The sequence below is a fragment of the Selenomonas sp. FC4001 genome, assembly GCF_000701565.1.
GTDB classification, from domain to species: Bacteria; Bacillota; Negativicutes; order Selenomonadales; family Selenomonadaceae; genus Selenomonas_A; species Selenomonas_A ruminantium_B.
Window position 1 is genome coordinate 388,337 of sequence record NZ_KL370793.1, and the last position, 23,913, is coordinate 412,249.

Genomic DNA, 23,913 nt, shown 5'->3' on the forward strand with positions numbered 1-23,913 from the left:
ATTTTCCTCCTTAAATTAGCCATTGCATCAGGATTCCTGTGCAGGCTGTTTGGGCTTCGATGCTTTCTGCACTTTCGGTGCAACAATCATCGTCATATTTTTTCCTTCAAGTTTGGCATTGCGTTCAATGGAAACACGGTCGCCCAGTGCTTCTGCCACACGGCCCAGGACAGTTTTGCCCAGTTCCGGATGGGAGAGCTCACGGCCACGGAACATAATCGTCACTTTGACTTTGTTCCCTTCCTCTACGAAACGAAGTGCATTCTTCAACTTGACGTCAAAATCGTGTTGTTCAATATTGGGGCGAAGCTTCACTTCTTTGATGTTAATGACCTTCTGCTTCTTCTTCGCTTCCTTTTCGCGCTTCTGCTGCTCATAACGGTACTTACCGAAGTCCATGATGCGGCAGACCGGCGGCTTAGCCTTCGGGGCAATCTCGACGAGGTCAAGATGCTGTTCCTCAGCCATGCGCAGTGCGTCCCGGGTAGCCATGATGCCCAGCTGTTCGCCTTCGGCGCTGGTCACGCGCACTTCACGGATGCGAATTTCCTCATTGATGCGTAAGGATTCTCTGCTAATAGTAAAACACCTCCTGCTTAAAGTCTACATCTCTTATCTAAACAAGAAAGAGGCGGCACAAAGCCACCTCTAAAAACTCAATGCTATAAACCCGACTGACCGAATCAGCAGGTGAGAAGCGGTGGCTTCTTCTTGTTCACGACTTTGATAGTTTAGCATAGAATTTCCCGGCTGTCAAATATTTTTTCCAATACTTTCCTGAATAACGGCCGAAGGTGTGGTATCCAGATAACGGCGGAATACCTGACAGAAATTCTTGTAATCGCCAAAGCCCGTCTGCTCCGCCACCTCATATACCCGCCAGGTGCCCGCCCGCAGGAGCTTCACGGCCTGCTGCAAACGGTACTTGGCCAGAAGTGTGCCAAAAGTCTGGCCGGTTTCTTCCTTCAACTTGCGGGAAATATAGCTTAGTGAAACCAGCTGGTCTGTGGCTATCTGCTCCAAACTGATATGCTGCTGGTAGTTTTCCACCACAGCCTGCAAAACCGCCTGCACATAGGGATTCCGGCTCTCCTTTGCCGCGGACAGTTCCTCGGCAAAGGGCAGATTATCTTCCGCCGCCTCGCTGCCGCCAAGTTTTTGCAGCAATCTTGCCAGTTCCTCGTCATCCACAGGCTTCAAAAGATAATCCGCAGCCTGCAGGCGCAGGGCCTCCCGCACATAATCAAAATCAGCAAAACTCGTAAGGTACACCAGCTTGGGCAGGATATTTTCCTCCTGAAGTGTTCTGGCCAGTTCCAGCCCATCCATATTGGGCATGCGGATATCCGTGAGCAGTACATCGGGGTGCAGGCTGCGAATGAGCGGCAGAGCCTCGGCGCCGTCAGCAGCCTCCCCCACGACTTCGGCGCCTACCGCTTCCCAGTCAAAGGTGGCGATAATTCCCTGCCGGATGATGTCCTCGTCTTCTACAATCACAATGCGCAACATGAATCCTACTCTCCTTTTGCCCGTTGGTATGGCAGGCAGATGGTCACGCAGTTCTGCCCTGCCTCCTCTCGGATGCTTACCCCATAATCCCGGCCATAGAGCAGCTGTATCCGGCGGTGAATGTTAAAGAGCCCTGTATGCTCCGTAATGTTTTCCTCCATCTGCAGCATCCGCTGCCAATCGGCCAAGGCCTCTGGCGAAAAGCCCGGCCCCTTATCACAGACAGCAACCTGCAGATTTTCACCCTGCCGGGAAATAGACAGGTGGACATGCTTTATCCCACTTTTATCGGCGCCATACTTTATGGCATTTTCCAATATCGGCTGGAATAGCAGTTTGGGTATCTCTGCCTCCCAGACCTCCGAGTCAATCTCCTCGGTAAAATCCAGCCGCTTGCCAAAACGGTACTGCTGAATTTCCAAATAGCGGTGAACGTAATCCAAGTCATCAGCCAGGCGCACCTGCTGGACGGAATTATTGATGCTGTAGCGCAGCAAAGCCGACAAAGCCATCACCATCTTCACCGCCGCTGCCGGGTTCAGCTTAACCATATACTTGATGTTTTCCAGCGTATTAAACAGAAAATGCGGATTGAACTGGGACACAAGCTCCCGCATCTCTGCTTTCGAGGTTAGTTTTTCCACCGTCTGGGCCCGCAGGCGGCTCTCCCGCTGCACACTCCAAAAGATGACCGGCAGTAGCACCGCCAGCAGGATGAGCAGCAGCATACCGCCCATAAAGTAGCGCACGAGCAGGCTGCGCACCGGCGTGATGGCGAGCACCCGCACGCCATAGGGCAGATGGCTCTGCGTCACATAGTAGACCTCCTGCTCCACTTCCGCCAGACCACCATTTAGTCCACAGACCAGTGGCAGCAGTTTTCCCTGACCGTCCACCGGCACACTTCCCTGGGCAGCTGCCTGATTGTAATATGCATCCGTCACCGCCAGCTTGATGCCCGGCTTTTGCCCCTGCGCCAGCATATTTTCTCCGGCAATAGCCAGCAGGAGATAGCCTTGCAATTCATTGTTCTTATAGAGGGCCTTGCCCCGGACAAAATCCTGCTGGCGCTCCCCCATGCGCACAAATTCTGCCACCGGCTCCTGCCTTTGCCGCAAGCGCTCCATAAAGCCCCAGTTCCTATCCTGCAATGGCAGGGGCAATAGCCTGCGGCTGCCCAAGAGCAAATTGCCATCCGCATCCGTCAGATAAAATTCCAGCGGCAGGCTGCTCTGATTGACCGTTTCATAAACCACACCATAGAGTGCTGCCCGGGCTTCGACGTCCTGCACCTGTCCCGTTAAAGGTAGCGTACTGGCATTGATGCGGTTTTCCAGCTGCTTCATGATTTCATCACTGTCCACCAGCATGCGCTCAATGCGCTCGGCAGCCCCCTGACGGGCCGTATAATTTCCCGTCAGCACGTAATGATGCCAGCTGTAGACGATTAAGAGCAGACTGATAAAGGCCAGCAAAATTGCCGGCAGCAGCGCATATTTCAGCAGCGCCCGCCGCAGTTCATCCTGAAAGTTATACATCTATTATTCCCGTCCTTCTGACACCGCTTCGTAATACTGCCGGAATCTGGCCAGCAGTTCTCCCTGCACTTCCCAGCCCGCCTGCTCACCAATGGATAACAGCTCCGGGCCGCCCGCAGGTACCGCCACATCCTGCCGCACACTGCGGCGGCGGAGATGGTTTACAATATACTGCTGGGTCCTGCGGCTCAGCATAAAATCCACAAAAGCCCGCGCCGCCTGCTCATGGCGGGCATTCTTTAAGATGTAGATACCGTCCGGCTCACTGACCACACCTTCCTGCATGTAGACAATCTTCACCGGCCGTCCCTGGGCAGTTTCATAAAGCGCCGCTTCCTCAAAGGTGCAGCCCGCCACACATTTTCCTTTGGCCACCGCTTCGCTGACCTCCTGACTGTCCGCCAGCAGGCGGCCGTTCAGATTCCGGCAGAACTTGCGGATGTACTTCCAGCCATCTTCCGGCTCCTCCTTCCCCATGACCGCCAGCATATTCAGCAAATGGGCATAGGAAGAAGATGACGCCGCGGGATCTGCAAAGGCAATGCGCCCGGACAAGGACTTGTTGAGCAAATCCTTATAGCCGCGGATTTCCATATTCCCCAGCAGATTGGTATTCACCAGCAGTACGCTGGGCACATTCGTAAAAGGAGTCATCCGGCCATCTTCGTTGCGGAACTGCGGCAAAAGCATCTCCTCCTCGGGAGAATGATAGACCGCAAATAAAGCCCGCTTCTCTGACACTTTGGAAATGGAACCGCCCCAGAGGACATCGGCCTGACCGGGCTGTTCCTGCGCAATCCGCTCCAACAGTTCTCCGGTTCCTCCGGTCACAATCCGCACAGAAATCCCTGTCTGCCCCTCGAATTCATCCACCAATGGCTGGATAAAACTTTGGGGATGCGGTGAATACACCACCAGTTCCTCTCCTGCTTCATCCGCTGCTTGCCCGCAGCCGCCAGCCCACAGAGCGCAGCATAATATCATTATATAACAAATTATTTTTCGCATATCCCAGCCTCCTCCCCTATAGTACCATAAACTCCTCCCGGATGATACCAATCCAGCCCAACTGTTCAAAATCTAGGATAATTATCCGTTTTTCACGATTGTAAAAGCAAGAGTAAACCGTTATAATCAATACGTAATCATTGCAAAAAGCCAAAGGGGATTGATGAAAAATGATGAAACTGAGCAAGAAAAAAATTCTGGCCTGCGCGCTGGCCGCTTCCATGAGCTGGGGATTTGCTTATCATGCAGACGCTGCCACCCGCAGCGAAATCGCCGCCATCCATGTAGAAAAGGCCAAAGACTTCAAATATTGGAGTGACAACGCACCGGCTAAGAAACAGCTCATTGAATATGTGCAGGATGTCACCAACAAGAAGAGCCCCAACTACATTCCGGTTGAAGACCGCATTGCCGTCTTTGACTGTGACGGCACTCTGATGTGCGAAACGGCGCCCTTCTACTTCGACTGGATGCTCTGCCTCCACCGCATGCAGAACGACCCGACTTATACGCCCTCTGCCGAAGAAAAGAAACTGGCGCAGGAGTTTGCCACCGCCATTGCCAATCACAAAGTCACCGACGAAATGGATGAGCTGAAGAACAACCAGATTTTCCCGAAAATCTTTGCCGGCATGACGCCGGAAGCTTATCAGGCTTACGTGGATAAGTACATGAAGAGCAGTAATGTTCAGGGCCTCACCAACCTCAAGACCGGTGAAGCCTTCTATCTGCCCATGGCCGAAGTGGTTTCCTATCTGGACAAGCATAACTTCACCGTCTATGTTGTGTCCGGCTGCGAACGTGATACCGTCCGCACCTTGGTCCAGGACATCATGCCCATCCAGCCCAATCATGTGATTGGCTCTGACCACAGCTACCGCATGGAAAAGCAGCCGGAAAATGTTCGGGCTGACTTCTATCAGTATACGCCTGGCGACAAACTGGTACGAGGCGACAAACTCGTCGGCATCAATGTCAAGAGCAACAAGGTTGTCCTCATTCACCGCGAAATCGGCAAGAAACCGGTCCTGGCCTTCGGCAACAGCTCCGGTGATGCCAGCATGTTCGACTACACCATCACGGACAACAAATACAAGGCTGCTGCCTTCACCCTGCTCTGCGACGATACGGAACGCGAGCTGGGCAACAAGGCCAAAGCAGACAAGATGAAAGCCTCCGCGCAAAAGCACGGCTGGACTTCCATCTCCATGAAGGACGACTTCAAAACCATCTATGGCGACAACGTAAAACGTTCGAAATAAAAAACTTCCCCAATGAAAAGAGGATGTGGCGAAATCACTTCGTTCACATCCTCTTTTATTATAAAATCATTTATCCGTCAACGCCTGACGCAGGGCTTCCTGCATGCAGCTCAGGTCCGGCTCAATGCCAGTCCACATTTTCAGCGCCGCAGCTCCCTGCCCGGCCAGCATTTCCTCGCCGTTCACCGTCTTATGGCCATGCTCACGGGCTTCCCGCAGGAAGCGGGTCTCTGCCGGCGTATAAATGATGTCATAGACAAAAGCATCGTCTTTGACTTTTGACCAGTCAACCGGCGGACATTCCTCTACCTTGGGCGTCATACCCAATGGCGTGGTGTTGACCAGAAGGTCTGCGGCTTGCAGTTTCTCAGCAAAAGCAGCCTCTTCCCAATGGCAGACCGTCACCTTACCATAAGAGGAAAACTCGTCTGCCAACGGCTGGGCCTTGGCAGGATTGCGCACGCCGAGCACCACTTCGCCCGCACCGGCCTTGATAAGCCCCCAGATAACGGCACGGGCCGCGCCGCCTGCCCCTAAGAGCACGGCCAGCTTATTTGACATGTCAATTTTACGGGAAACGAGTGCCCCCATAAAGCCCAGACAGTCCGTATTATACCCCGTCAATTTGCCATTATCGTTGACCACGGTATTGACAGCCCCGATAATCTTCGCCGCCTCGTCAATCTCGTCCAGCAAGGGCATAATGGCGGACTTGTGGGGAATGGTCACATTCCAGCCCCGATAATGCAGGGCTTTAAGTCCGGCCACCGCCGCAGGCAAATCCTCCGGCTGCACCGGCAGGGCTGTATAATTATAGTCAATATTTGACTTGTCAATCGCTGCATTCTGCAGTACGGGCGACAGGGAATGGGCGATAGGCCAGCCGATAACGCCTAAGTTCTGGGTGGTTCCGGTAATCATCAGGCATGCTCCTCACGGGTTTTGGACAGAAGTTCCATCTTGAGCTCATAATAATCCGGTGTCATATCGAGATAATGACGGTGCGGATTTTCAAAGCGCTGCTCCTCTTCCCAAATCTCGCCGTCAAGCTGTGCCTTTACATAGTCGCGGATTTCATCGAGATTTGGCAGTTCTTCTACACGCTTGCCCTGACGCACATAGAGCTTGCGCAGGTTTTTGAGCGTGCAGTTTTCAAAGGTGCGATTCTTCCAGGGTTTCTGCGGGTCCACATAGCGGAAAGGCTCGCTCATGTCAATCGGCTCACCACAGATGGCCATCATATCCGCCACTGCCTTGCCGTCAGCATCATAAACACGGTACAAATCCTTCAGTCCCGGATTCGTAATCTTCTCCACGTTTTCCGAAACCTTGATGCGCGGCGCAAACTCACCGTTTTCGCCGACTGCCGCGAGCTTATAGACTGCACCAAACACTGGCTCGGACTTGGCCGTAATCAGGCGCTCGCCGATGCCGAAACTGTCAATGCAGGCACCTTGATTCAGCAGGGAAGCCACGGTGAATTCATCGAGGCTGTTGGACACGACAATCATGCAGTCCTCAAGTCCTGCCGCATCGAGCATCTTGCGGACTTTCTTGGAGAGATACGCCAGGTCACCGGAGTCAATACGGATGCCCTTGAGACGCTTGCCCATGGGCTCTAAAATCTCATGGGCCACGCGGATGGCATTGGGAATGCCGGAGTGAATGACATCGTAAGTATCCACCAAGAGCACCGTAGCATCCGGATAGGTTTCTGCATAGGTCTTGAAGGCCGTGAACTCATCCCCGTAGAACATCACCCAGCTATGCGCCATTGTGCCGGAGATGGGAATGTTAAACATCTGACCGGCAGATACCGTAGCCGTTCCCACTACGCCGCCGATATAGGCAGCACGGGCACCATACGTTGCCGCATCCATGTTATGGGCACGGCGGGCACCGAAGTCCGACACAGCCCGGCCCTGCGCTGCCTTGACAATACGGCGGGCCTTGGTCGCAATCAAGGACTGATGGTTAACCTGTGCCAGAATGGCCGTCTCCACCAGCTGGGCATCAATCAGCGGCGCTACGACCGTAATGCAGGGCTCATTGGGATACATAATCGTGCCTTCGGGCATGGCATAGATATCCCCGCTGAAGTGGAATTTTTCCAGATAGTTCAAGAACTCTTCCGAAAACATTTTCTGCTGACGGAAATACTCTACATCTTCCTTGGAGAACTCCATGTTCTCCACATACTCAATGACCTGCTCCAGCCCGGCAAAGATGGCAAAGCCCCCCTTGTCCGGATTGGCCCGGTAGAATACATCAAAGGCCACCTGTACATCTTTATCGTGGTCCTGAAAATAACCATTGGCCATGGTCATTTCATAAAAATCCATCATCATGGTTATATTGCGTTTATCAAACTGTGTCAAAAGGACACCTCCAGTATGCGGCAAAGCCGTTATCTATTAAATCATACCATTGTATTATACCATTTTAAGACCAGGTAAGCAAAAGCAAAAAGCACATGTTCCTCGCGCAAAGGAACATGTGCTTTTCTAACGCTTATTTCACAACGATATTTACCAATTTCTTGGGTACGCAGATAACCTTGACGATGGTCTTGCCTTCGGTGAGTTCTTTTGCCCGGGGCAGTTCCTTGACAGCTGCTTCCATGGCCGTCTTGTCAATGTCAGCCGGCAGGGTGATGCGGTCTCTTACCTTGCCGTTAATCTGCAGGACGATTTCGATTTCCGCAAGTTTCGTGGCTTCTTCTTCGAACTTCGGCCACTGCTGCTGATGAACACTGCCTTCGCCGAAGAGGTTATGCCAGAGTTCCTCGGTGATATGCGGCGCAAAGGGAGCGAGCATCTTGATAAGTGCTGCGGCAAACTCTCTAGCCAGGCCGGCGTTGAGTTCCTTATCCTGGAAGGCATACGCAGCATTAACAAGTTCCATAATGGAGGAAATCGCCGTATTGAACATGAAGCGGTCGCGGATGTCTTCCGTAACTTTCTTGATGGTTACATGGAGCACGCGGCGCAGTTCTTTTTCTTCCTTGGTCAGCGCGGACACATCATAGTTGTCCTTGCCGGCCTTGACCATATCTTCGAAGTGGTCGAGAATACGCCATACACGGCCCAGGAAGCGGAACGCACCTTCTACGCCCTGGTCGCTCCATTCAAGGTCACGGTCAACCGGAGCGGCAAAGAGGATAAAGAGTCTTGCCGTATCCGCACCGTATTTGCCGATGATTTCTTCCGGCGAAACCACGTTGCCCTTGGACTTACTCATCTTGGAGCCGTCTTTCAGGACCATGCCCTGCGTGAGCAGGTTGGCAAACGGTTCGTCAAAGTCTACGAGGCCGGCATCATGGAGAACTTTCGTGAAGAAACGGGAGTACAGGAGATGCAGGATAGCATGCTCGATACCGCCGATATACTGGTCAACGGGTGCCCAGTAGTTGACTTTATCCTTGGCAAAGGGTGCTTTATCGTTTTTCGGGTCGGTGTAGCGCAGGTAATACCACGAGGAGCAGATAAAGGTATCCATGGTATCCGTTTCGCGCTTGGCATCGGCACCGCACTTCGGGCACTTGCAGTTGACGAATGCTTCGCTCGTAGCGAGCGGAGACAGAGCGCCGCTGTCGAAGGAAACATCTTCCGGCAGTCTTACCGGCAAATCTTCTTCCGGTACGAGCACTTCGCCGCAGTGCGGGCAGTGGATAACCGGAATCGGTGCGCCCCAATAACGCTGACGGGAAATCAGCCAATCGCGCAGACGGTAGTTGACCTTGCGCTTACCAAAGCCCTGTGCTTCGGCTTCATCAATGATACCGCTCATGGCCTTGTGGATTTCCATGCCCGTGAACTTACCGGAGTTGACCAGTACGCCATCCTTATCCGTGTAGGCAGCGTCCATTTCCTCGAGTTTGAGTTCCTTGTCCTTCGGCTGCAAAGTCAGGATAATCGGCAGGTCATACTTCTTGGCAAACATCCAGTCGCGCTGGTCGCCGGAGGGCACACCCATAACGGCGCCCGTACCATAGTCAGCCAGTACATAGTTGGTCACCCAAAGCTGTGCCTTGTTGCCGTTGAACGGATTGATAGCATAAACGCCCGTGAAGATACCTTCTTTTTCCGATTCGCTAGAGGTACGTTCCATTTCGGACTGGTTGCGAACCTTGTCGCAGAATGCCTTGATTTCAGCGGCTTTCGGGTTGTTCTCGCAGATTTTTTCCACGAGCGGATTTTCAGCAGCCAGGGCCACGAAGGTGATACCATAAGCCGTATCGGGACGAGTCGTGTAGACGGAGAGTTTTTCATCCATGCCCTCTACAGGCATCTCGAATTCGAGGCCTTCGCTGCGGCCAATCCAGTTGTCCTGCATGGTCTTAACACGTTCCGGCCAGCCTTTGAGCTTATCGAGGTCTTTCAGGAGCACATCGGCATAGTCCGTGATTTTGAGGAACCACTGGGAGAGGTCTTTTTTCTGTACTTCGGAATCGCAGCGCCAGCACTTGCCGTCGATAACCTGCTCGTTGGCCAGTACCGTACCGCAGGTGTCGCACCAGTTAACGGAAGCCTTTTTCTTGTAAGCCAGCCCTTTCTTGTAGAAGAGTTCAAAGAGCCACTGCGTCCACTTATAGTATTCCGGGGTGCAGGTGATGGCTTCTCTGTCCCAATCGTAGGACAGGCCCATGGAGCGCTGCTGGCGCTTCATGTTTTCGATATTGGAGAACGTCCAGTCCGAGGGTTTTACATTGTTCTTGATGGCGGCATTTTCGGCCGGCATACCAAAGGAGTCAAAGCCCATGGGATGGAGCACGTTGAAACCTTCCATGGTCTTGTAGCGGGCCATAACATCACCGATGGAGTAGTTACGGACATGGCCCATATGCAAATTGCCCGAGGGGTACGGGAACATCTCCAGCGCGTAATATTTCGGGCGATTTTCGTCCATCTCCGTCTTAAAGGCAGCATCCTTTTCCCATTTATCCTGCCATTTTTTTTCTATCTCCTGGGGTGAGTATTTATCCAAAGCAATCTCCTCCTAAGTTGTTTCACAATTAGATGTATTATAGCGCAATATTACAAAAATCGCAACCTATGCTTAGAGTTGTCCACTCTCAATTTCCTTTTGTCTTTCCTGTTCCTCCAACCATCTAGCCCGCGCATCCTGATAAGTCTCGCAGGCCAGCGTAAAGCCCTTGCCGGACACTTCAGAGGTATCGGAGACAATCATAAAGGCCTGCGGGTCGTAATGGTCCACAATGGCCTTGACCCGGCTGACCTGTGTCAGCCGCACCACAATGAACAGGACTTCCTTATGCTCCCGGGCAAAGCCGCCCTTGCCTTCGAGATAGGTCACGCCGCGATGAACGTTTTCCATGATTTCCTGACAGATTTGCTCAGCTGCCGGAGACACGATAAAGATGGACTTTTCGCGATTAAGGCCTGCGGCCACGCGATTGGTAAGCTCCGCCGTCACATAGATGGACACGAGCGTGTAAAGAGCTTCATCCATATTGAACATCCAAGCCGAGGCCATGACGATGACGAAGTTCATCACAAAGATGCAGGTTCCCATGTCCAGGGAGTAAAACTTCTTGGCTACGGCGCCCAGCACATCGAGGCCGCCGGTGTTGGCGTTAGCACGGAAGATGATACCGAAGCCGATACCGGCCATCACGCCGCCGAAGATGGCGTTGAGCATGCCATCCTGGGTGACATTCCAATCCACCATAAAGTGCGTGGCATCGAGAATAATCGAGAGCACCACCGTGCCTACAACAGTATCCCAGGCGTAAAGACGGCCAAAGACCCGATAGGCCAGATACAGAATCGGCAGGTTGTAGACGATATTCTGCATACCGACAGGCAAATCGGTCAGATAGTAGATAATCAGCGCAATACCACTGAGGCCCCCAGTCAACAGATGGGCCGGGATGATAAAGAGATTGAAACCCAAACAGACAATCAGCGCGCCCAGGGTAATCTGCAGGTAGCGCTTGGCCTGTTTTGCAAATTCATTTCTCAACATACATTCATTCCTATAACTTATTTTCTTATATTACGGTAAAGAAATCCTGAGAGGACTGGTCGGCGATAACCTCCATCTGGTACTCCGCCAGTTCCTCGGTCAGACGCTTCCGCAGAACTTCAACCACCGGGAATTCCGTGGCAAAATGGCCCGCATCAATCACATGCATGCCCAGTTCCACAGCCGTCTGGGCTTCGTGGTACTTCACATCCCCCGTCACATAGACATCAGCCCCCATAAAGGCGGCCTTCTGGATGAATTCCGCACCACTGCCGCTGCAGAGCGCTACCTTGCGCACAGGACGTGCGCCGGCATGAACCAGCCGCACATGCTCGGCAGGCAGGGCCTCCCGCACCTGTTTGGCAAAGTCTTCCACTGCCATGGGCGCAGGCAGGTTGCCGAAACGACCCAGACTTTCCACCGTGCCATCTTCCTGTTGGGAAGTTATCACGAACGTAGACAGCTTGCTCAGGCCAATGGCCTCTGCCAGTACATCATTGACACCGCCCACGGCAATGTCAAGGTTCGTATGCGCAGCGGCCACGGCAATATCATGCTTTAAGAGCTGCTGGAGTCTCGCCCCCAAGGGCAAATCCGTACGAATTTTTTTGAGGCCTTTGAAAATCAGCGGATGATGGGCCACAATCATATTGGCGCCTTCCGCAATGGCCTGCTCCACCACATTATCGCTGACATCAAGGCAAACGAGAATCTTGCGGATATCCTGATTAAATGCGCCAACGAGCAGGCCCGGATTGTCCCAATCCTCGGCCAGCCGCTTGGGCGCAATGCGCTCCAGAGCATCCATAACCACCTGGCATTTTACCATTTCAACCGTTCCTCCAATGCTCTAACCCGCCGTTTCACCTGGGCGAAGCGCTTATCGCCTTTGGCCCGTTCACTCTTTTCCATACCGCTGAGTATCCGCCGCTGCTGAAACAGCAGGGCCTCGATATGATGCCTTAAAAGTGGCGGCTTCTTCTGCCAAAGTTTTGGTCCCACCAGCAAATCCAGGCCCGACGGTTTCCTGCGGGAACCTTTTTCGGCTTTGATGATTTCATAGATGCGGCCGTCATCAATGACCAGATTTTCGTCCACGATATGCCAGTCATGTTCATAGAGCCATTCCCGCAGTTCCGGGGCACCATTCATCGGCTGGAGCACCAAGGTTTTAAGCGCTGCTGTAATTTCCGGGCTGGCCTCCAGGATGTTGTTCATCAGAATGCCGCCCATGCCGGCAATGCAGACGGTGTCCACTTCACCAGGCTGCAGAACCTTCAGGCCATCACCTATGCGCACGGAAATCTGTTCTTCGCCGATGGCGTTTTCGTGGACGGTACGCTTCGCCGCTTCATAGGGGCCGCGATTCAAGTCACCGGCTACCACAAAATCGGCTTTGCCCTGCTGCAAAAGGGCAACCGCCAAATAACCATGGTCGGTGCCGATATCTGCAGCCCGGCTGCCTTCCGGCACGAAGTCAGCCAACGCCTGTAATCTGTCATCTAAATGCATAAGGATGCCTCCTTTTCATTGCAATAAGAAAAGGGTGCAACACAAGTTACACCCTTGATATTCATGGTCTTAGTCCAGGAAATCCTTGAGCTTGCGGCTGCGGCTGGGGTGACGAAGTTTCCGCAGCGCCTTGGCCTCAATCTGGCGGATACGCTCACGGGTAACGCCAAAGTTCTGGCCCACTTCTTCCAGCGTCCGTGCCCGGCCATCATCAAGGCCGAAACGCAGGCGCAGGACTTTTTCCTCACGCGGTGTCAAGGTATCGAGGACTTCTTCGAGCTGTTCCTTCAGAAGCATGAAGGAAGCTGCATCTGCCGGTGCCGGAGCATCCTGGTCTTCGATGAAGTCGCCCAGATGGGAATCTTCCTCTTCGCCGATTGGCGTTTCCAGGGATACCGGCTCCTGAGCGATTTTCATAATCTCGCGGACGCGTTCCACGCTGATGTCCATCTCCTTGGCGATTTCCTCCGGAGACGGTTCACGGCCCAGCTGCTGCAGGAGCTGGCGGGACACGCGAATCAGCTTGTTGATGGTTTCCACCATGTGCACCGGAATACGGATGGTGCGGGCCTGGTCCGCAATGGCGCGGGTGATGGCCTGACGAATCCACCAGGTAGCATAGGTACTGAACTTATAGCCCTTGGTGTAATCGAATTTTTCTACGGCCTTGATAAGACCCAGATTACCTTCCTGAATCAAATCCAGGAACAGCATGCCACGACCCACATAACGCTTGGCGATGCTGACTACCAGTCGCAGATTGGCTTCCGCCAGACGCTTCTGGGCGATTTCGTCACCATCCTGCATGCGCTTGGCCAGCGCCACTTCTTCATCAGCCGTGAGCAAAGGTACGCGGCCGATTTCCTTGAGGTACATACGGACGGGGTCATCAATGCTGATGCCTTCGGGAACGGAGAGGTCAATCTCCACTTCCTCCGTGTCCTTGTCGTCCACATCAATATCTTCATCCCCTACATCAGTAGTAGAGGAATCGTCTACGATTTCAATGCCCTGCTGGCTGAAGGTGTCATACATGCGGTCAATTTCATCAGGGGTCAGGTCTTCCTGCTGAAGAGCTTCCACGAGCTCTCCATATGTCAATGTACCACCGTTTTTATTTCCTTTGGACAAAAGATTTTCCACAATCTCCGAACTGTGGTTTTTACTTCCAGCCTCAGCCTGTGCGACTTTCCTCTTTTTCGCCTCAGCCATTCAGCATACCCCTTTCCTCGACCTCGATGTTCGATACAAATTCATTCAAACTGTAATTCTTCCATTTCACTTTTTATTTTTTGCGCCTGATTGAGTTCTGCCACATAGGCACTATCCCCGGCCCGGGCAAGGCTTTCCGCCCGCTGGGAATGTTCGATATAGCACCTGTTCAAATAGGCCTTGCGCAAAACCCGCAATGCGTTATCATACGCTTCGGTTTCGCTGAGAACGCCCAGTTCCTCCACCATGGCCCGGGATAATTCCGCCACAGCTTCCTCACTGAGTTTGCTATTTATCTCAGCATCATTAATTTTCTGCCCTTGGGCCGCTATCTCCTGCAAGATAAGCAAAATTTCCCGCTGGGAATTGTCGCCAATGCTTTCCAAAGGCACCATCGTGGCAAAATGCTGCAATATGCCGCTATCCTGCCAGGCCAGCCGGATAACCACCCGGCCTGCCCGCTGCAAGGCAGTATCGGTACGCCGCACAGCCTGCCGTATGGGTTCACGCTGTGCGGGGCCACTGTCCTCCGGCAGGGGTTGATGACCAAACCGCCGCAGCTCATCCCGCACAATGCCTTCATCCAGAAGCAGGCTCTGAGCCAGCCGCTTGATGTACTCGCCCAGCACCGCCGGTTCCCGAATCCCGGTAAGCACCGGCAGCATGGCGTGCAGGGCCTTAACCTTGCCCTCTAGCGTGGCATGGTCATAATTCTTCAGCACATACTGCAAACGGTATTCCACCAAAGGCAAAGCCTTCTTCACCAACTGCTGAAACGCTTCCGCGCCATGCTTGCGGATATACTCGTCCGGGTCCTTGCCATCGGGTACCACAATGACCCGCACCGCAGCTCCGGTGCCCTGCACAATTGACAGCGCCCGGATGGTGGCCTTCTGCCCAGCATCATCACTGTCATAACAGAAGTAGATAGCTGGAGCATAGCGCAGCAAGAGCTTGCAATGCTCTGCCGTAAAAGCTGTGCCCAGGGATGCCACGACATTTTTGACCCCCGCGCTGAACACGGAGATGGCATCCATATAGCCTTCCACCACAATGGCATAGCCTGCCTGTTTGATGGCTCGGTGCGCCCTGTCCAAACCGAACAGGATGCGCCGCTTATTAAAGAGCACGGTTTCGGGTGTATTCAGATACTTGGGTGTGCTGTCATCCAGTACCCGGCCGCCGAAGCCAACCACCCGGCCCCGCTCGTCGGCAATGGGAATCATGACACGGTTGCGGAACCGGTCATAGATCCCCCCGCCGTTTTGACGCTCGGCTGCCAGCCCCCCAGCCAGTAAAAATTCCTGCTTCACTCCACGCTTCAAAAAGGCGGTGGACAACTTATCCCAAGCCTGTGGGGCATAACCGAGCTTAAATTCTTCAATTGTCTCAGCCGAAATGGCCCGGCCTGCAAAATAAGCCTTCCCCGGCTCGCCCAGACGCGTCAGCGTCAGGCAGTTATGAAAGAAGTCCCGGGCCATCTCGTTAACCTTACGCAAGTCTGCAATTTCCCTGTCCCTGGCGATTTCCTGGGGCGTCTTCTGCCGTTGCGGCATAGGAATGCCCAGCTTCTCTGCCTGCAGCTTAATCGCTTCAAAATAGGAAATGTTTTCCATCAGGGATATGAACTTAAAGACATTTCCTCCGGCGTGGCAGCCAAAGCAATAGAAAAAGCCCTTGTCGGGAACCACAGAAAAAGAAGGGGTCTTTTCGCCATGAAAGGGGCAACAGCCCCAATACCTGTTTCCCTTGCGTTTCAAAGGAACATAGCTTTGCACAACTTGCAGGAGGTCGGACTGGGCAGTAACCTGCTCCACAAATTCATCCATATCCTCTCTGTGCATAAAAATCCCCTTACCTGCGTTGTTAATATAAAAGACACTCGTATACAATTCGCTACTTTTTTGCGATATCCTTCTTTTTTACAAAAATTTCTACATAAACTATAACATTTTTTGCATACAGTTCTTTTACATTATAGTATTCTACTCTGTTTGTCAATATCCTTTTTTATTTTTTTCTAAGGCACGGCCCATGGGAGGCATGAAAATTTCTTCAAACAGGGCCACTGCATAACTGTCGGTAAGCCCCGCCACGTAATCCGTGACAATCTTCTGCCGGCCCCAGCAGGGCTCCCTGTTAATGAATTCCTGAGGCAGCTGGTCAAAGTTCTCCAGAAAGTAATGGTAAAGCTCCCGCAGCACAAAGGAAGCCTGCTCACGCTCGCGGGAAAGTTTATCCGAGTGATAGATATGCATGAACATAAATTCGCGGAATACATCCATCGCCTGCTTGATCACCGCCGACTGCAAAATATCATCCGCATCCTGAGAAGTGACAATCATATCCGCGACCATGCTCGTAATCATCTGGGAGGTGTCGTGACCGAGCTTGTCATAAACCTCCTGCGGCAAATCGCCGGGCTTTAGGAGGCCTGCGCGCAGACTGTCATCATAGTCGTGACAGAGATAGGCAATGCGGTCTGCCGTGCGCACAATGCGCCCTTCCAAGGTCTGGGGCAGATTTTTCCCCGTGTGGTTCACAATGCCGTCCTTGACCTCATAGGTCAGATTGAGGCCCTGACCGCCACGCTCCAAGAATTCCACCACCCGCAGGCTCTGCTCGTTGTGGGTGAAGTGCCCCGTAAGCTCATCCATCACCGACTCACCGGCATGGCCGAAGGGCGTATGGCCCACATCATGGCCCAGAGCAATGGCTTCCGTCAAATCTTCATTGAGCCGCAGCCCCCGCGCAATGGTACGGGAAATCTGGGAAACTTCCAGACTGTGGGTCATGCGGGTGCGGTAATGGTCACCGGCCACGATATAGACCTGGGTTTTATGTTTCAGGCGGCGAAAGGATTTGGAATGAAGAATCCTGTCCCGGTCACGCTGGAACTTCGTGCGGAAGGCGCACTCCTCCATGGGATATTTTCGCTTAGCTTCCCGGCTCTTGGCCGCAAAGGGCGAAAGGATTTGATACTCCTGTTCTTCAATTCTCTCTCTCACGTTCATCATCACGCCACCTCCATGTTCACATCTTATCTATAAGTATAACCCATTTAAGCAATTTTTGCCAAACAGACAATTTTGCGGTAAAATAAAAGCAAGCAATAAATAAAACAGGGAGTGATTTTATGAAATGTATACGCATACCCTTGTTGTTGATTGGTATGTTTTTCAGCCTGCTCACCCTCTGCTCTGCCAACGACATAGAAGGCGGGCACACCCTCAATGCCGACATGGCCAAAAGCAAATATCAACCTGTGGTCAGCGCTGACCACAGCCAGTATAACGAAGACAATGGACTCTACGAACTCACCGGCAATGTCCGCATCCAATGCCAGGAACGGCTGATTACCGCCAATAACGCAAAAATCAATGCCACTACCCTGCAGATCTGGGCAGATGGCGGCACCGCCATCCACGAAGGCGAGCTGACCTTCACCGGGGATGCCCTGTATGCTGAACTGACTGAAAGCACCGCCTGGTTCTTCGGCACCCGCTGCGGCTGCGAACGCCCCGGTCTTGCTATCCACAGTGACAACATGCGCTACAACTGGCAGACCCACATTGTGATTTTTGATGGCCATGTGCTCTGGGTGCAGAAAGGCAAGAGCAATACCTCCAGCCATTTGGAGTTCGACCTCAATAAAAACGACGTCGTAAGATAGTACGCACCATTTTAGGTTCGTTTACATCGCAACGGAAAAGCCCGGTACAACTATTTCTTCCGCTTAGACAGGCTTGTCAAACGCTCCAGAAATAGTTGTCCCGGGCTTTTTTGTCAATATCGAGTATTTTTATTTTTCCATATTACGGCTAAAACCAAGCCCGCCCCGCTGATGATGTTTTCCCGCAGCTTTTGACAAGCCTGTCTATGGCGAAGGGAAAATATTATCAGCGGGGCGGGCGTCTTAGCACCACGATGTAATCTAAGAAAAACTTATTCGCAGCTCATATCCACAACTTCGCCCTTCTTCTCCTTGACCACTACCTCACGCTGGAATTCAAAACATTCATCAGCGATATCCTTGTTGAGCCACAGGAGGCAGATAAGGTTCGGGATAGCCATCAGGCCGTTCATGGTGTCGGAGAAGTTCCAGACCACTTCGAGCGCCGTGGTAGCACCCACGAAAGTCACAAGGCCGAAGAGGATGCGATACCCCATGATGACGGGGCGCTTCTTAATCAGATATTCCAGCGCTTTTTCGCCATAGTATTCCCAACCCAGAATGGTGGAGAAGGCAAAGAGGCTCAAAGAAATCGAAATAATCAGCTTGCCGTAATCACCAAACACCGTGCTGAACGCTGCAATGGTGAGTTCAGCTCCGGAGAACAGTTCACCAGTGGCCGGATTGATGGTGCCCAGCACACCGGAGGAACAAATCACAAGTCCCGTCAGCATGCAGACAATCATCGTATCGAAGAAGGTGCCCGTCATGTTAACGTAACCCTGACGGGAAGCATGGTCGGTCCGGGCTGCCGCTGCCGCAATGGGAGCAGAACCTAAGCCTGCCTCGTTGGAGAACACGCCGCGGGCCACACCCCAGCGCATGGAGGTCAGCATGGAAGCCACAATGGAGCCGCCTACACCACCAGCCACCGAATCAAAGGAAAAGGCCATGCGGAACATTTCTACAATACCGGCGGGCACAGCTGCGATATTGACCACAATCACGATGCCAGCTGTCACAAAATAGAAGGCCGCCATTGCGGGAACGACCACGCTGGACACCTTACCAATACTGCGAATGCCCCGAATGAGAACAGCCAGTGCCAGGACCATAATCACAGCACCGGTGACATAACTGGGCACGCCATAACTATGGGATAGCGCCGCCGCAATGGAATTGGCCTGCGTCATGTTGCCAATGCCGAAGGAAGCCAGTGTCACGAACAGCGCAAAGAGAAAGGCCAAGGCGCGGCCGGCAAACTTATTCTTGATGCCGTACTTCATGGCATACATGGGGCCGCCGGACATTTCGCCCACGGAGTTGGTTTCCCGATACTTCACCGCCAGCACAGACTCGGCGTATTTCGTGGACAGGCCGAAGGCCGCGCTTATCCACATCCAGACCAAAGCACCAGGTCCACCCAGTACCATGGCCGTGGCCACACCGACGATATTACCGGTACCCACCGTAGCTGACAAAGCTGTCATCAGAGACTGGAAGGGCGAGATATCGCCTTCATGCTCATCCCGATGACGGAAAATCATGCGAATGGCATAAACCAGATTGCGCCAAGGTAAGAAGTGCAGGCGCACCGTCAGAAATATACCCGTTCCCACCAGCAAAGCCAGCATTACCGGCCCCCAGACAAAATTATTAATGTCCGCCATTAATGTTGCAAAATCCATAAATCCACATCCCTTTTAAGCATAAGAAAACTCTTCTGCTGTAAAGCACGCAGAAGAGCGTCTTTCGTTGACGTCTATGTGTAGTATTATAATCGACTCTTGTTAAGTTGTAAATAAACGCGGTAAAAAATTCCCTTCTACATAAATGTATACATTTAACAGGAAAAACTTTTTCGGATGACGAATATCCTAATTAAGAAAACGAGGAGATGCCTATGAAGAAAAATTTTAGCAATCTTTATTTATTCCTTCCAGCGGTCGCCCTCGCGGGTGGTATCGGCTATTACTGGCACACGACAGGCCTTGAGGACATGCTCGTGCTCAACGCAGCCGCGGCGGTATTCATCGCTGCCCTGCCCTTGCCCTACATACTGGGAAAAATTCTGCCCTATACACGCGGAGCCCGGCAGGCGAAGAAGCAGGACATCGAGCTTGCCAGCGACAGCCAGCTGCAGGAAATCGGCAACATTGATACCCTGATTCTGGCCCGTCATGGAGTTGTCACCGAAGGCCATCCCTATGTGGCCAATCTTTTTCCGGCAGGAGTCAGCCAAAACGCCCTGCTTTCCCTGGCCGCTTCGGCAGAAAAACAGGCCAGCCATCCTTTGGGCAAAGCCATCTACGAAACCGCCAGCCAACGCGGTCTGCAATTGTTGGAGGCCAGCACCTTCACGGAAATTCCCGGCTGCGGCGTGGAAGCCATCGTGGGGCGCAACTCCCTGCGGGTGGGCAGCCTTGCCTGGCTCAAACGGGAAGGCATTGACATCAGCGCCGAGCTCGTCACCAAAAATGACCAGCTGACCCAACGAGGTCACAGTACCGTCTTCGTGGCCAACGGCAAATACTGCCGCGGCATCATCGCCATTGACGATGCCCTGTCCGAAGATACCTTAAAGGCCATCCGCAAATTGCAGCGACAAAAAATCCAGACCGTGATGCTGACCCGCGAGAACAAACGCACGGCTGCCGCCATTGGCAAGGAAGCTGGTATGAGCGCGGCGCACGGTCAGCTGACCACCGAAGGCAAGCTGCGGGAAATTCAGCTGTTAAAGGCTAGAGGCACCGGTACAGCCATTGTGGACCGGGAAAAGGTCGATGACTCTCTGGCCAGTGCCGTAGACGCCGTCATCGAGCTGGCTCCGGTGAAGAACGAAAAGGAGCCGCAGCCTGACCAAACGATTCAACGCCATAATCCTCATGCCATCTTCCTAAAGAGCGGCCTTCTCTGGGATTTTGCCGCCCTGCAGGAAATCGGCCAGCAGACCATCGCCCGCATCAAGCTCAACACCGCGATTTCTCTGGTCACCTTCGCGCTGGTGCTCCCGCTCGCCGCCGGAGCCCTCTATCCCTTCGGCCTCCCCTTCCTCCCCGCCTGGGGCGCATTGGCAGGCCAGGGACTGGCCCTGATACTGGTGACCGTCAACTCCCTGCGCTGATTGACAAGTCAAATTTGACATGTCAACTCCCCTTGGAATCAACATATAGCAGCTTTTAGAACTATTGCTAATGAAAACAGCCCGGTGGCTGATGATTACTTTCCGTAGCGTTTGACAAGCCTGTCTAAGCGAAGGAAAGCAATTATCGGCCACCGGGCGTCTTACTGCCACGATGTAAACTTATGCTTTAACGTATAATGTTTTCACCTGAATATTGACTTCATGCACAATCATCCCCGTCATAAACTCCACCGCATCCCGCACATCCTTCTGTGCCTGGGCCAGCAAAGTGGGAATATGATTGCCATACGTGAGCACAACCCCGCAGACGATTTTCAGCCCCAGGTCCTCGTCGCCCTGCATAAGGTGTTTTACCTGCAGGCCATCGACCTTGGTAATGGCCTCGATTTTCTTCAACGCCGCACCGACAATGGACTTGATGGCCATATCGTCAATGGACAGCTTGCCATAATAGCTGAATACCGGCCGCACAATGGACTTTTCGCCCAGACGGCGACGCTTGGTAGATGACCGCTTGAACAGGGTCTGCAAGGGGTCAACCAGATACCCCGAAAAATGCGGTTTGAGTTCAATGGTGGGCACAGGAATGATATGCTTGCCTTCCTTCAGGCGGTGAAACTGGGCCTGAGCCATTTCCTGTTTGGTTGCCACGTCCTCAATGTGAATGATTTTGGCAATCTGCGGCAAATGCAGAGCCTTGGCAATCTTAAACACCATGTTCTCCGAAGTGCCTAAAATTAAAATGCGGTGAGGCTTTGCCTCCTTGATGGCCGCCTGCACCTCTTCGGCATGTCCCGGCAGGACAAAAATCGCCCGCCGTACCGCCATGATTTTACTTTGTTCTTTCTTCGCGGAATGACCGCCCACTATCTTGCCGTCCTTAATCAGGATTCCATCATCGATAATGGCGTCCGCCTTATGCTTATGCGCCACAATCAGCGCGTGGTGACTTTTGCCGGTGCCGCTGGGCCCGACCAAAGCAATCACATCCATATACAGCTCTCCTGACTAACTATTAAACTTGCCTAAAGGACGATAAAAAGCCTCTGCCCACTTGTCCTCCATGGTGAATACGCCCACCTCCGAAGGATAGCGGGTCGGATACCCATGAAAATCGGAACCGCCTGCAGGCAGCAGATTAAACTCTTTGGCCATCATGTAATAACGGGCCGTATCATCAGCATCATGACGGGGATAGAATACCTCTATCCCCTCAATGCCGCGCTGACAGATATCACGCACCAGCTCATCATCCCCCACCAGTTTTGGATGGGCCAACACCGGCGTACCGCCGGCATCTTTGATGAGCGCAATGATTTCCTCCACTTCCAGATGATAATGGGGCACATAAGCCGGCTTACCCTTTTCGAGCACCGCCGCAAAGGCATCCCTCACAGAGGGAAAGAAGCCCTTCCGCACCAAAATCCGGGCAATATGGGAACGGCTGATGGATTTACTGGCACCAGCCAAGGTGAGCACTTCCGCTTCGGTAATGGGATAGCCCAATTCCTGCAGCTTGCCCACCATATCGCTGAAGCGTGTCCAGCGTGCCTCCGTTACATCATTCAGCTTGTCAATCAAATCGGGATAATAAATATCCACATTATAGCCCAGAATATGAACTTCATGCACCGGATGATGGGCACTGAATTCAATCCCCGGAATTAGATGTATCCCCCGCGTGGGGTATACTCCGTTCTCGTAGAGATAGCTCACCCCGTCCACCGTATCGTGGTCGGTGATGGCTATGTATTTGAGACCGGCAGCTTTTGCCGCTGCCACAAGCTCCTCCGGCGTGAGTTTTCCGTCTGAGAAGGTCGTGTGCATGTGCAAATCACTTGCCATTTATTGTCACTCCTATGCCGAATCAGCGACACTCAACGAGGTTCCACGATAAGCTTAATCGCCGTACGCTCTTCCCCCTCGATATTGATATCGGTAAAGGCCGGAATGCAGATGAGGTCAATGCCATGAGGAGCCACAAAACCGCGGGCAATGGCTACCGCCTTGACCGCCTGATTAAGGGCGCCGGCACCAATGGCCTGCATTTCTGCACTGGAATGCTCCCGGAGCACACCAGCCAATGCACCAGCTACTGAATTCGGATTCGATTTGGCAGATACTTTCAAGATTTCCATGACTTTACACGTCCTCTCTTGCAACAAAACTGCAACAATGTTCTACATTTTCCTATGACATATCTAACTGATACTAAGTTAGTATTCTGCACATAAGGAAAAATTCCTGCCATGAGAAAAAATCTTTGAAAGTAATGCCTGTTATTATTCTTTTATCAGGATGCGCTCCACATTGGTGGTGCGGTTCGTACTGTCGTCAATGTCCACAATCAGCGCCGAGTACACCATGGGGCCGCTTTCCTCCAAGTCAAACCTGCAGGGCATAGCCGTGGTAAACTTCTGCAGAATGATTTCCGTCTTGACGCCCAGAATGGAATTCCAGGGCCCAACCATGCCCAAGTCGGTGATATAGGCCGTACCCTGCGGCAGGATGCGCTCATCTGCCGTCTGGATATGGGTATGAGTGCCTACTACGGCGTTGACCCTACCATCCAGATACCAACCCATGGCCATCTTTTCCGAAGTGGTCTCCGCATGGAAGTCCAAGAAGATAACATCACATTCCTTGTTGAGTTCCCGCAGGATTTCCTCAATCTTCTGGAACGGGCAGTCCAGTGCCGGCATAAAAGCCCGACCCGAAAGGTTTACCACGCCGATGTTCTTGGCCTTGAAGGGATAGATGCAGTAGCCCTTGCCCGGCGTTCCTTCGGGGTAGTTGGCCGGACGAATCAGGAACGGCTCCTGGTCGATAAACTCAAAGACATCCTTCTTGTCCCAGACATGATTGCCGGAGGTGATGATGTCTGCCCCGCCATGGTAAAGACCATCCAGTGACTTTCTCGTATAGCCCTTGCCTCCGGCCGAGTTTTCCCCGTTGACAATGACCACGTCAATATTCTTTTCGGCCTTGAGCTGGGCCGTGTATTTCTGAAACGCCTTGCGGCCGGGCTTGCCCACAACGTCCCCTGTCAGCATTACGCGCATATTT

At 52.7% G+C, this 23,913-nt stretch carries 21 protein-coding genes; 3 read left to right on the forward strand and 18 right to left on the reverse strand.

Features of this window, described 5'->3' with window-relative positions:
- Nucleotides 1-27: 27 nt before the first annotated feature.
- From infC to T320_RS11610, 4 genes are all read right to left on the reverse strand, one after another.
- Nucleotides 28-579 carry a translation initiation factor IF-3 gene (gene infC / locus T320_RS11595; RefSeq protein WP_037355992.1) on the reverse strand — a complete coding sequence of 184 codons (552 nt, stop codon included), beginning with the start codon at nt 577-579 and terminating at the stop codon, nt 28-30.
- A gap of 174 nt (nt 580-753) precedes the next feature.
- Nucleotides 754-1,509 (reverse strand): response regulator transcription factor, encoded by a 756-nt coding sequence (locus T320_RS11600; protein ID WP_037355995.1) that lies wholly within the window; start codon nt 1,507-1,509, stop codon nt 754-756.
- Between the two features lie 5 nt (nt 1,510-1,514).
- Nucleotides 1,515-3,047, reverse strand: a complete 1,533-nt coding sequence (locus T320_RS11605) for a sensor histidine kinase (RefSeq protein ID WP_037355998.1) — start codon at nt 3,045-3,047, stop codon at nt 1,515-1,517.
- 3 nt (nt 3,048-3,050) lie between these two features.
- Nucleotides 3,051-4,055, reverse strand: a complete 1,005-nt coding sequence (locus T320_RS11610) for an extracellular solute-binding protein (RefSeq protein ID WP_037356001.1) — start codon at nt 4,053-4,055, stop codon at nt 3,051-3,053.
- Between the two features lie 170 nt (nt 4,056-4,225).
- Here T320_RS11610 and T320_RS11615 point away from each other — a divergent pair, with 170 nt between their 5' ends.
- Nucleotides 4,226-5,317 carry an HAD family hydrolase gene (locus T320_RS11615; protein WP_037356014.1) on the forward strand — a complete coding sequence of 364 codons (1,092 nt, stop codon included), beginning with the start codon at nt 4,226-4,228 and terminating at the stop codon, nt 5,315-5,317.
- Nucleotides 5,318-5,383: 66 nt separating this feature from the next.
- On the opposite strand, the gene T320_RS11620 is transcribed toward T320_RS11615, so the two are convergent.
- The 9 genes from T320_RS11620 to T320_RS11660 all read right to left on the reverse strand — a co-directional run bounded on the left by T320_RS11620 (nt 5,384) and on the right by T320_RS11660 (nt 17,043).
- Entirely contained in the window at nt 5,384-6,238 is an 855-nt protein-coding gene (locus tag T320_RS11620) for a shikimate dehydrogenase (protein ID WP_037356016.1), read from the reverse strand.
- A complete protein-coding gene (locus T320_RS11625) occupies nt 6,238-7,695 on the reverse strand; it encodes a nicotinate phosphoribosyltransferase (RefSeq protein WP_037356018.1) in 1,458 nt (485 codons plus the stop codon). The genes T320_RS11620 and T320_RS11625 overlap by 1 nt, the downstream gene beginning before the upstream one ends.
- 133 nt (nt 7,696-7,828) lie before the next feature.
- Entirely contained in the window at nt 7,829-10,303 is a 2,475-nt protein-coding gene (gene leuS, locus T320_RS11630) for a leucine--tRNA ligase (protein WP_037356020.1), read from the reverse strand.
- Between the two features lie 72 nt (nt 10,304-10,375).
- On the reverse strand, nt 10,376-11,305 hold the full coding sequence (locus tag T320_RS11635; protein WP_026761159.1) for a YitT family protein: 930 nt from the start codon (nt 11,303-11,305) through the stop codon (nt 10,376-10,378).
- Between the two features lie 25 nt (nt 11,306-11,330).
- Nucleotides 11,331-12,134, reverse strand: a complete 804-nt coding sequence (locus T320_RS11640; RefSeq protein ID WP_037356036.1) for a Nif3-like dinuclear metal center hexameric protein — start codon at nt 12,132-12,134, stop codon at nt 11,331-11,333.
- A complete protein-coding gene (locus T320_RS11645; protein WP_037356039.1) occupies nt 12,128-12,817 on the reverse strand; it encodes a tRNA (adenine(22)-N(1))-methyltransferase in 690 nt (229 codons plus the stop codon). The genes T320_RS11640 and T320_RS11645 overlap by 7 nt, the downstream gene beginning before the upstream one ends.
- A 69-nt stretch (nt 12,818-12,886) precedes the next feature.
- Nucleotides 12,887-14,029, reverse strand: a complete 1,143-nt coding sequence (rpoD, locus tag T320_RS11650) for an RNA polymerase sigma factor RpoD (RefSeq protein ID WP_026761162.1) — start codon at nt 14,027-14,029, stop codon at nt 12,887-12,889.
- 41 nt (nt 14,030-14,070) lie between these two features.
- Entirely contained in the window at nt 14,071-15,873 is a 1,803-nt protein-coding gene (gene dnaG / locus T320_RS11655) for a DNA primase (RefSeq protein ID WP_037356612.1), read from the reverse strand.
- A 153-nt stretch (nt 15,874-16,026) separates the two neighbouring features.
- Nucleotides 16,027-17,043: a deoxyguanosinetriphosphate triphosphohydrolase gene (locus tag T320_RS11660; protein WP_037356615.1), complete on the reverse strand. Its 1,017-nt coding sequence runs from the start codon at nt 17,041-17,043 to the stop codon at nt 16,027-16,029.
- Nucleotides 17,044-17,165: 122 nt separating this feature from the next.
- Here T320_RS11660 and T320_RS11665 point away from each other — a divergent pair, with 122 nt between their 5' ends.
- Complete coding sequence (locus T320_RS11665; RefSeq protein ID WP_081824827.1) at nt 17,166-17,702, forward strand: LptA/OstA family protein; 537 nt, start codon at nt 17,166-17,168, stop codon at nt 17,700-17,702.
- 272 nt (nt 17,703-17,974) lie between these two features.
- On the opposite strand, the gene T320_RS11670 is transcribed toward T320_RS11665, so the two are convergent.
- Nucleotides 17,975-19,390 (reverse strand): alanine/glycine:cation symporter family protein, encoded by a 1,416-nt coding sequence (locus T320_RS11670; RefSeq protein WP_177241794.1) that lies wholly within the window; start codon nt 19,388-19,390, stop codon nt 17,975-17,977.
- A gap of 215 nt (nt 19,391-19,605) precedes the next feature.
- Between T320_RS11670 and T320_RS11675 the strand changes: the two genes are divergently transcribed.
- Complete coding sequence (locus T320_RS11675) at nt 19,606-20,826, forward strand: HAD family hydrolase (protein WP_051608752.1); 1,221 nt, start codon at nt 19,606-19,608, stop codon at nt 20,824-20,826.
- A gap of 180 nt (nt 20,827-21,006) precedes the next feature.
- On the opposite strand, the gene T320_RS11680 is transcribed toward T320_RS11675, so the two are convergent.
- From T320_RS11680 to T320_RS11695, 4 genes are all read right to left on the reverse strand, one after another.
- Nucleotides 21,007-21,840: an Asp23/Gls24 family envelope stress response protein gene (locus T320_RS11680; RefSeq protein WP_037356045.1), complete on the reverse strand. Its 834-nt coding sequence runs from the start codon at nt 21,838-21,840 to the stop codon at nt 21,007-21,009.
- Nucleotides 21,841-21,855: 15 nt separating this feature from the next.
- Complete coding sequence (locus tag T320_RS11685; protein WP_026761168.1) at nt 21,856-22,692, reverse strand: PHP domain-containing protein; 837 nt, start codon at nt 22,690-22,692, stop codon at nt 21,856-21,858.
- 32 nt (nt 22,693-22,724) lie between these two features.
- Complete coding sequence (locus T320_RS11690) at nt 22,725-22,985, reverse strand: stage V sporulation protein S (protein WP_014423788.1); 261 nt, start codon at nt 22,983-22,985, stop codon at nt 22,725-22,727.
- 144 nt (nt 22,986-23,129) lie between these two features.
- Nucleotides 23,130-23,909, reverse strand: a complete 780-nt coding sequence (locus tag T320_RS11695; protein WP_177241795.1) for a TIGR00282 family metallophosphoesterase — start codon at nt 23,907-23,909, stop codon at nt 23,130-23,132.
- Between the last annotated feature and the right edge of the window lie 4 nt (nt 23,910-23,913).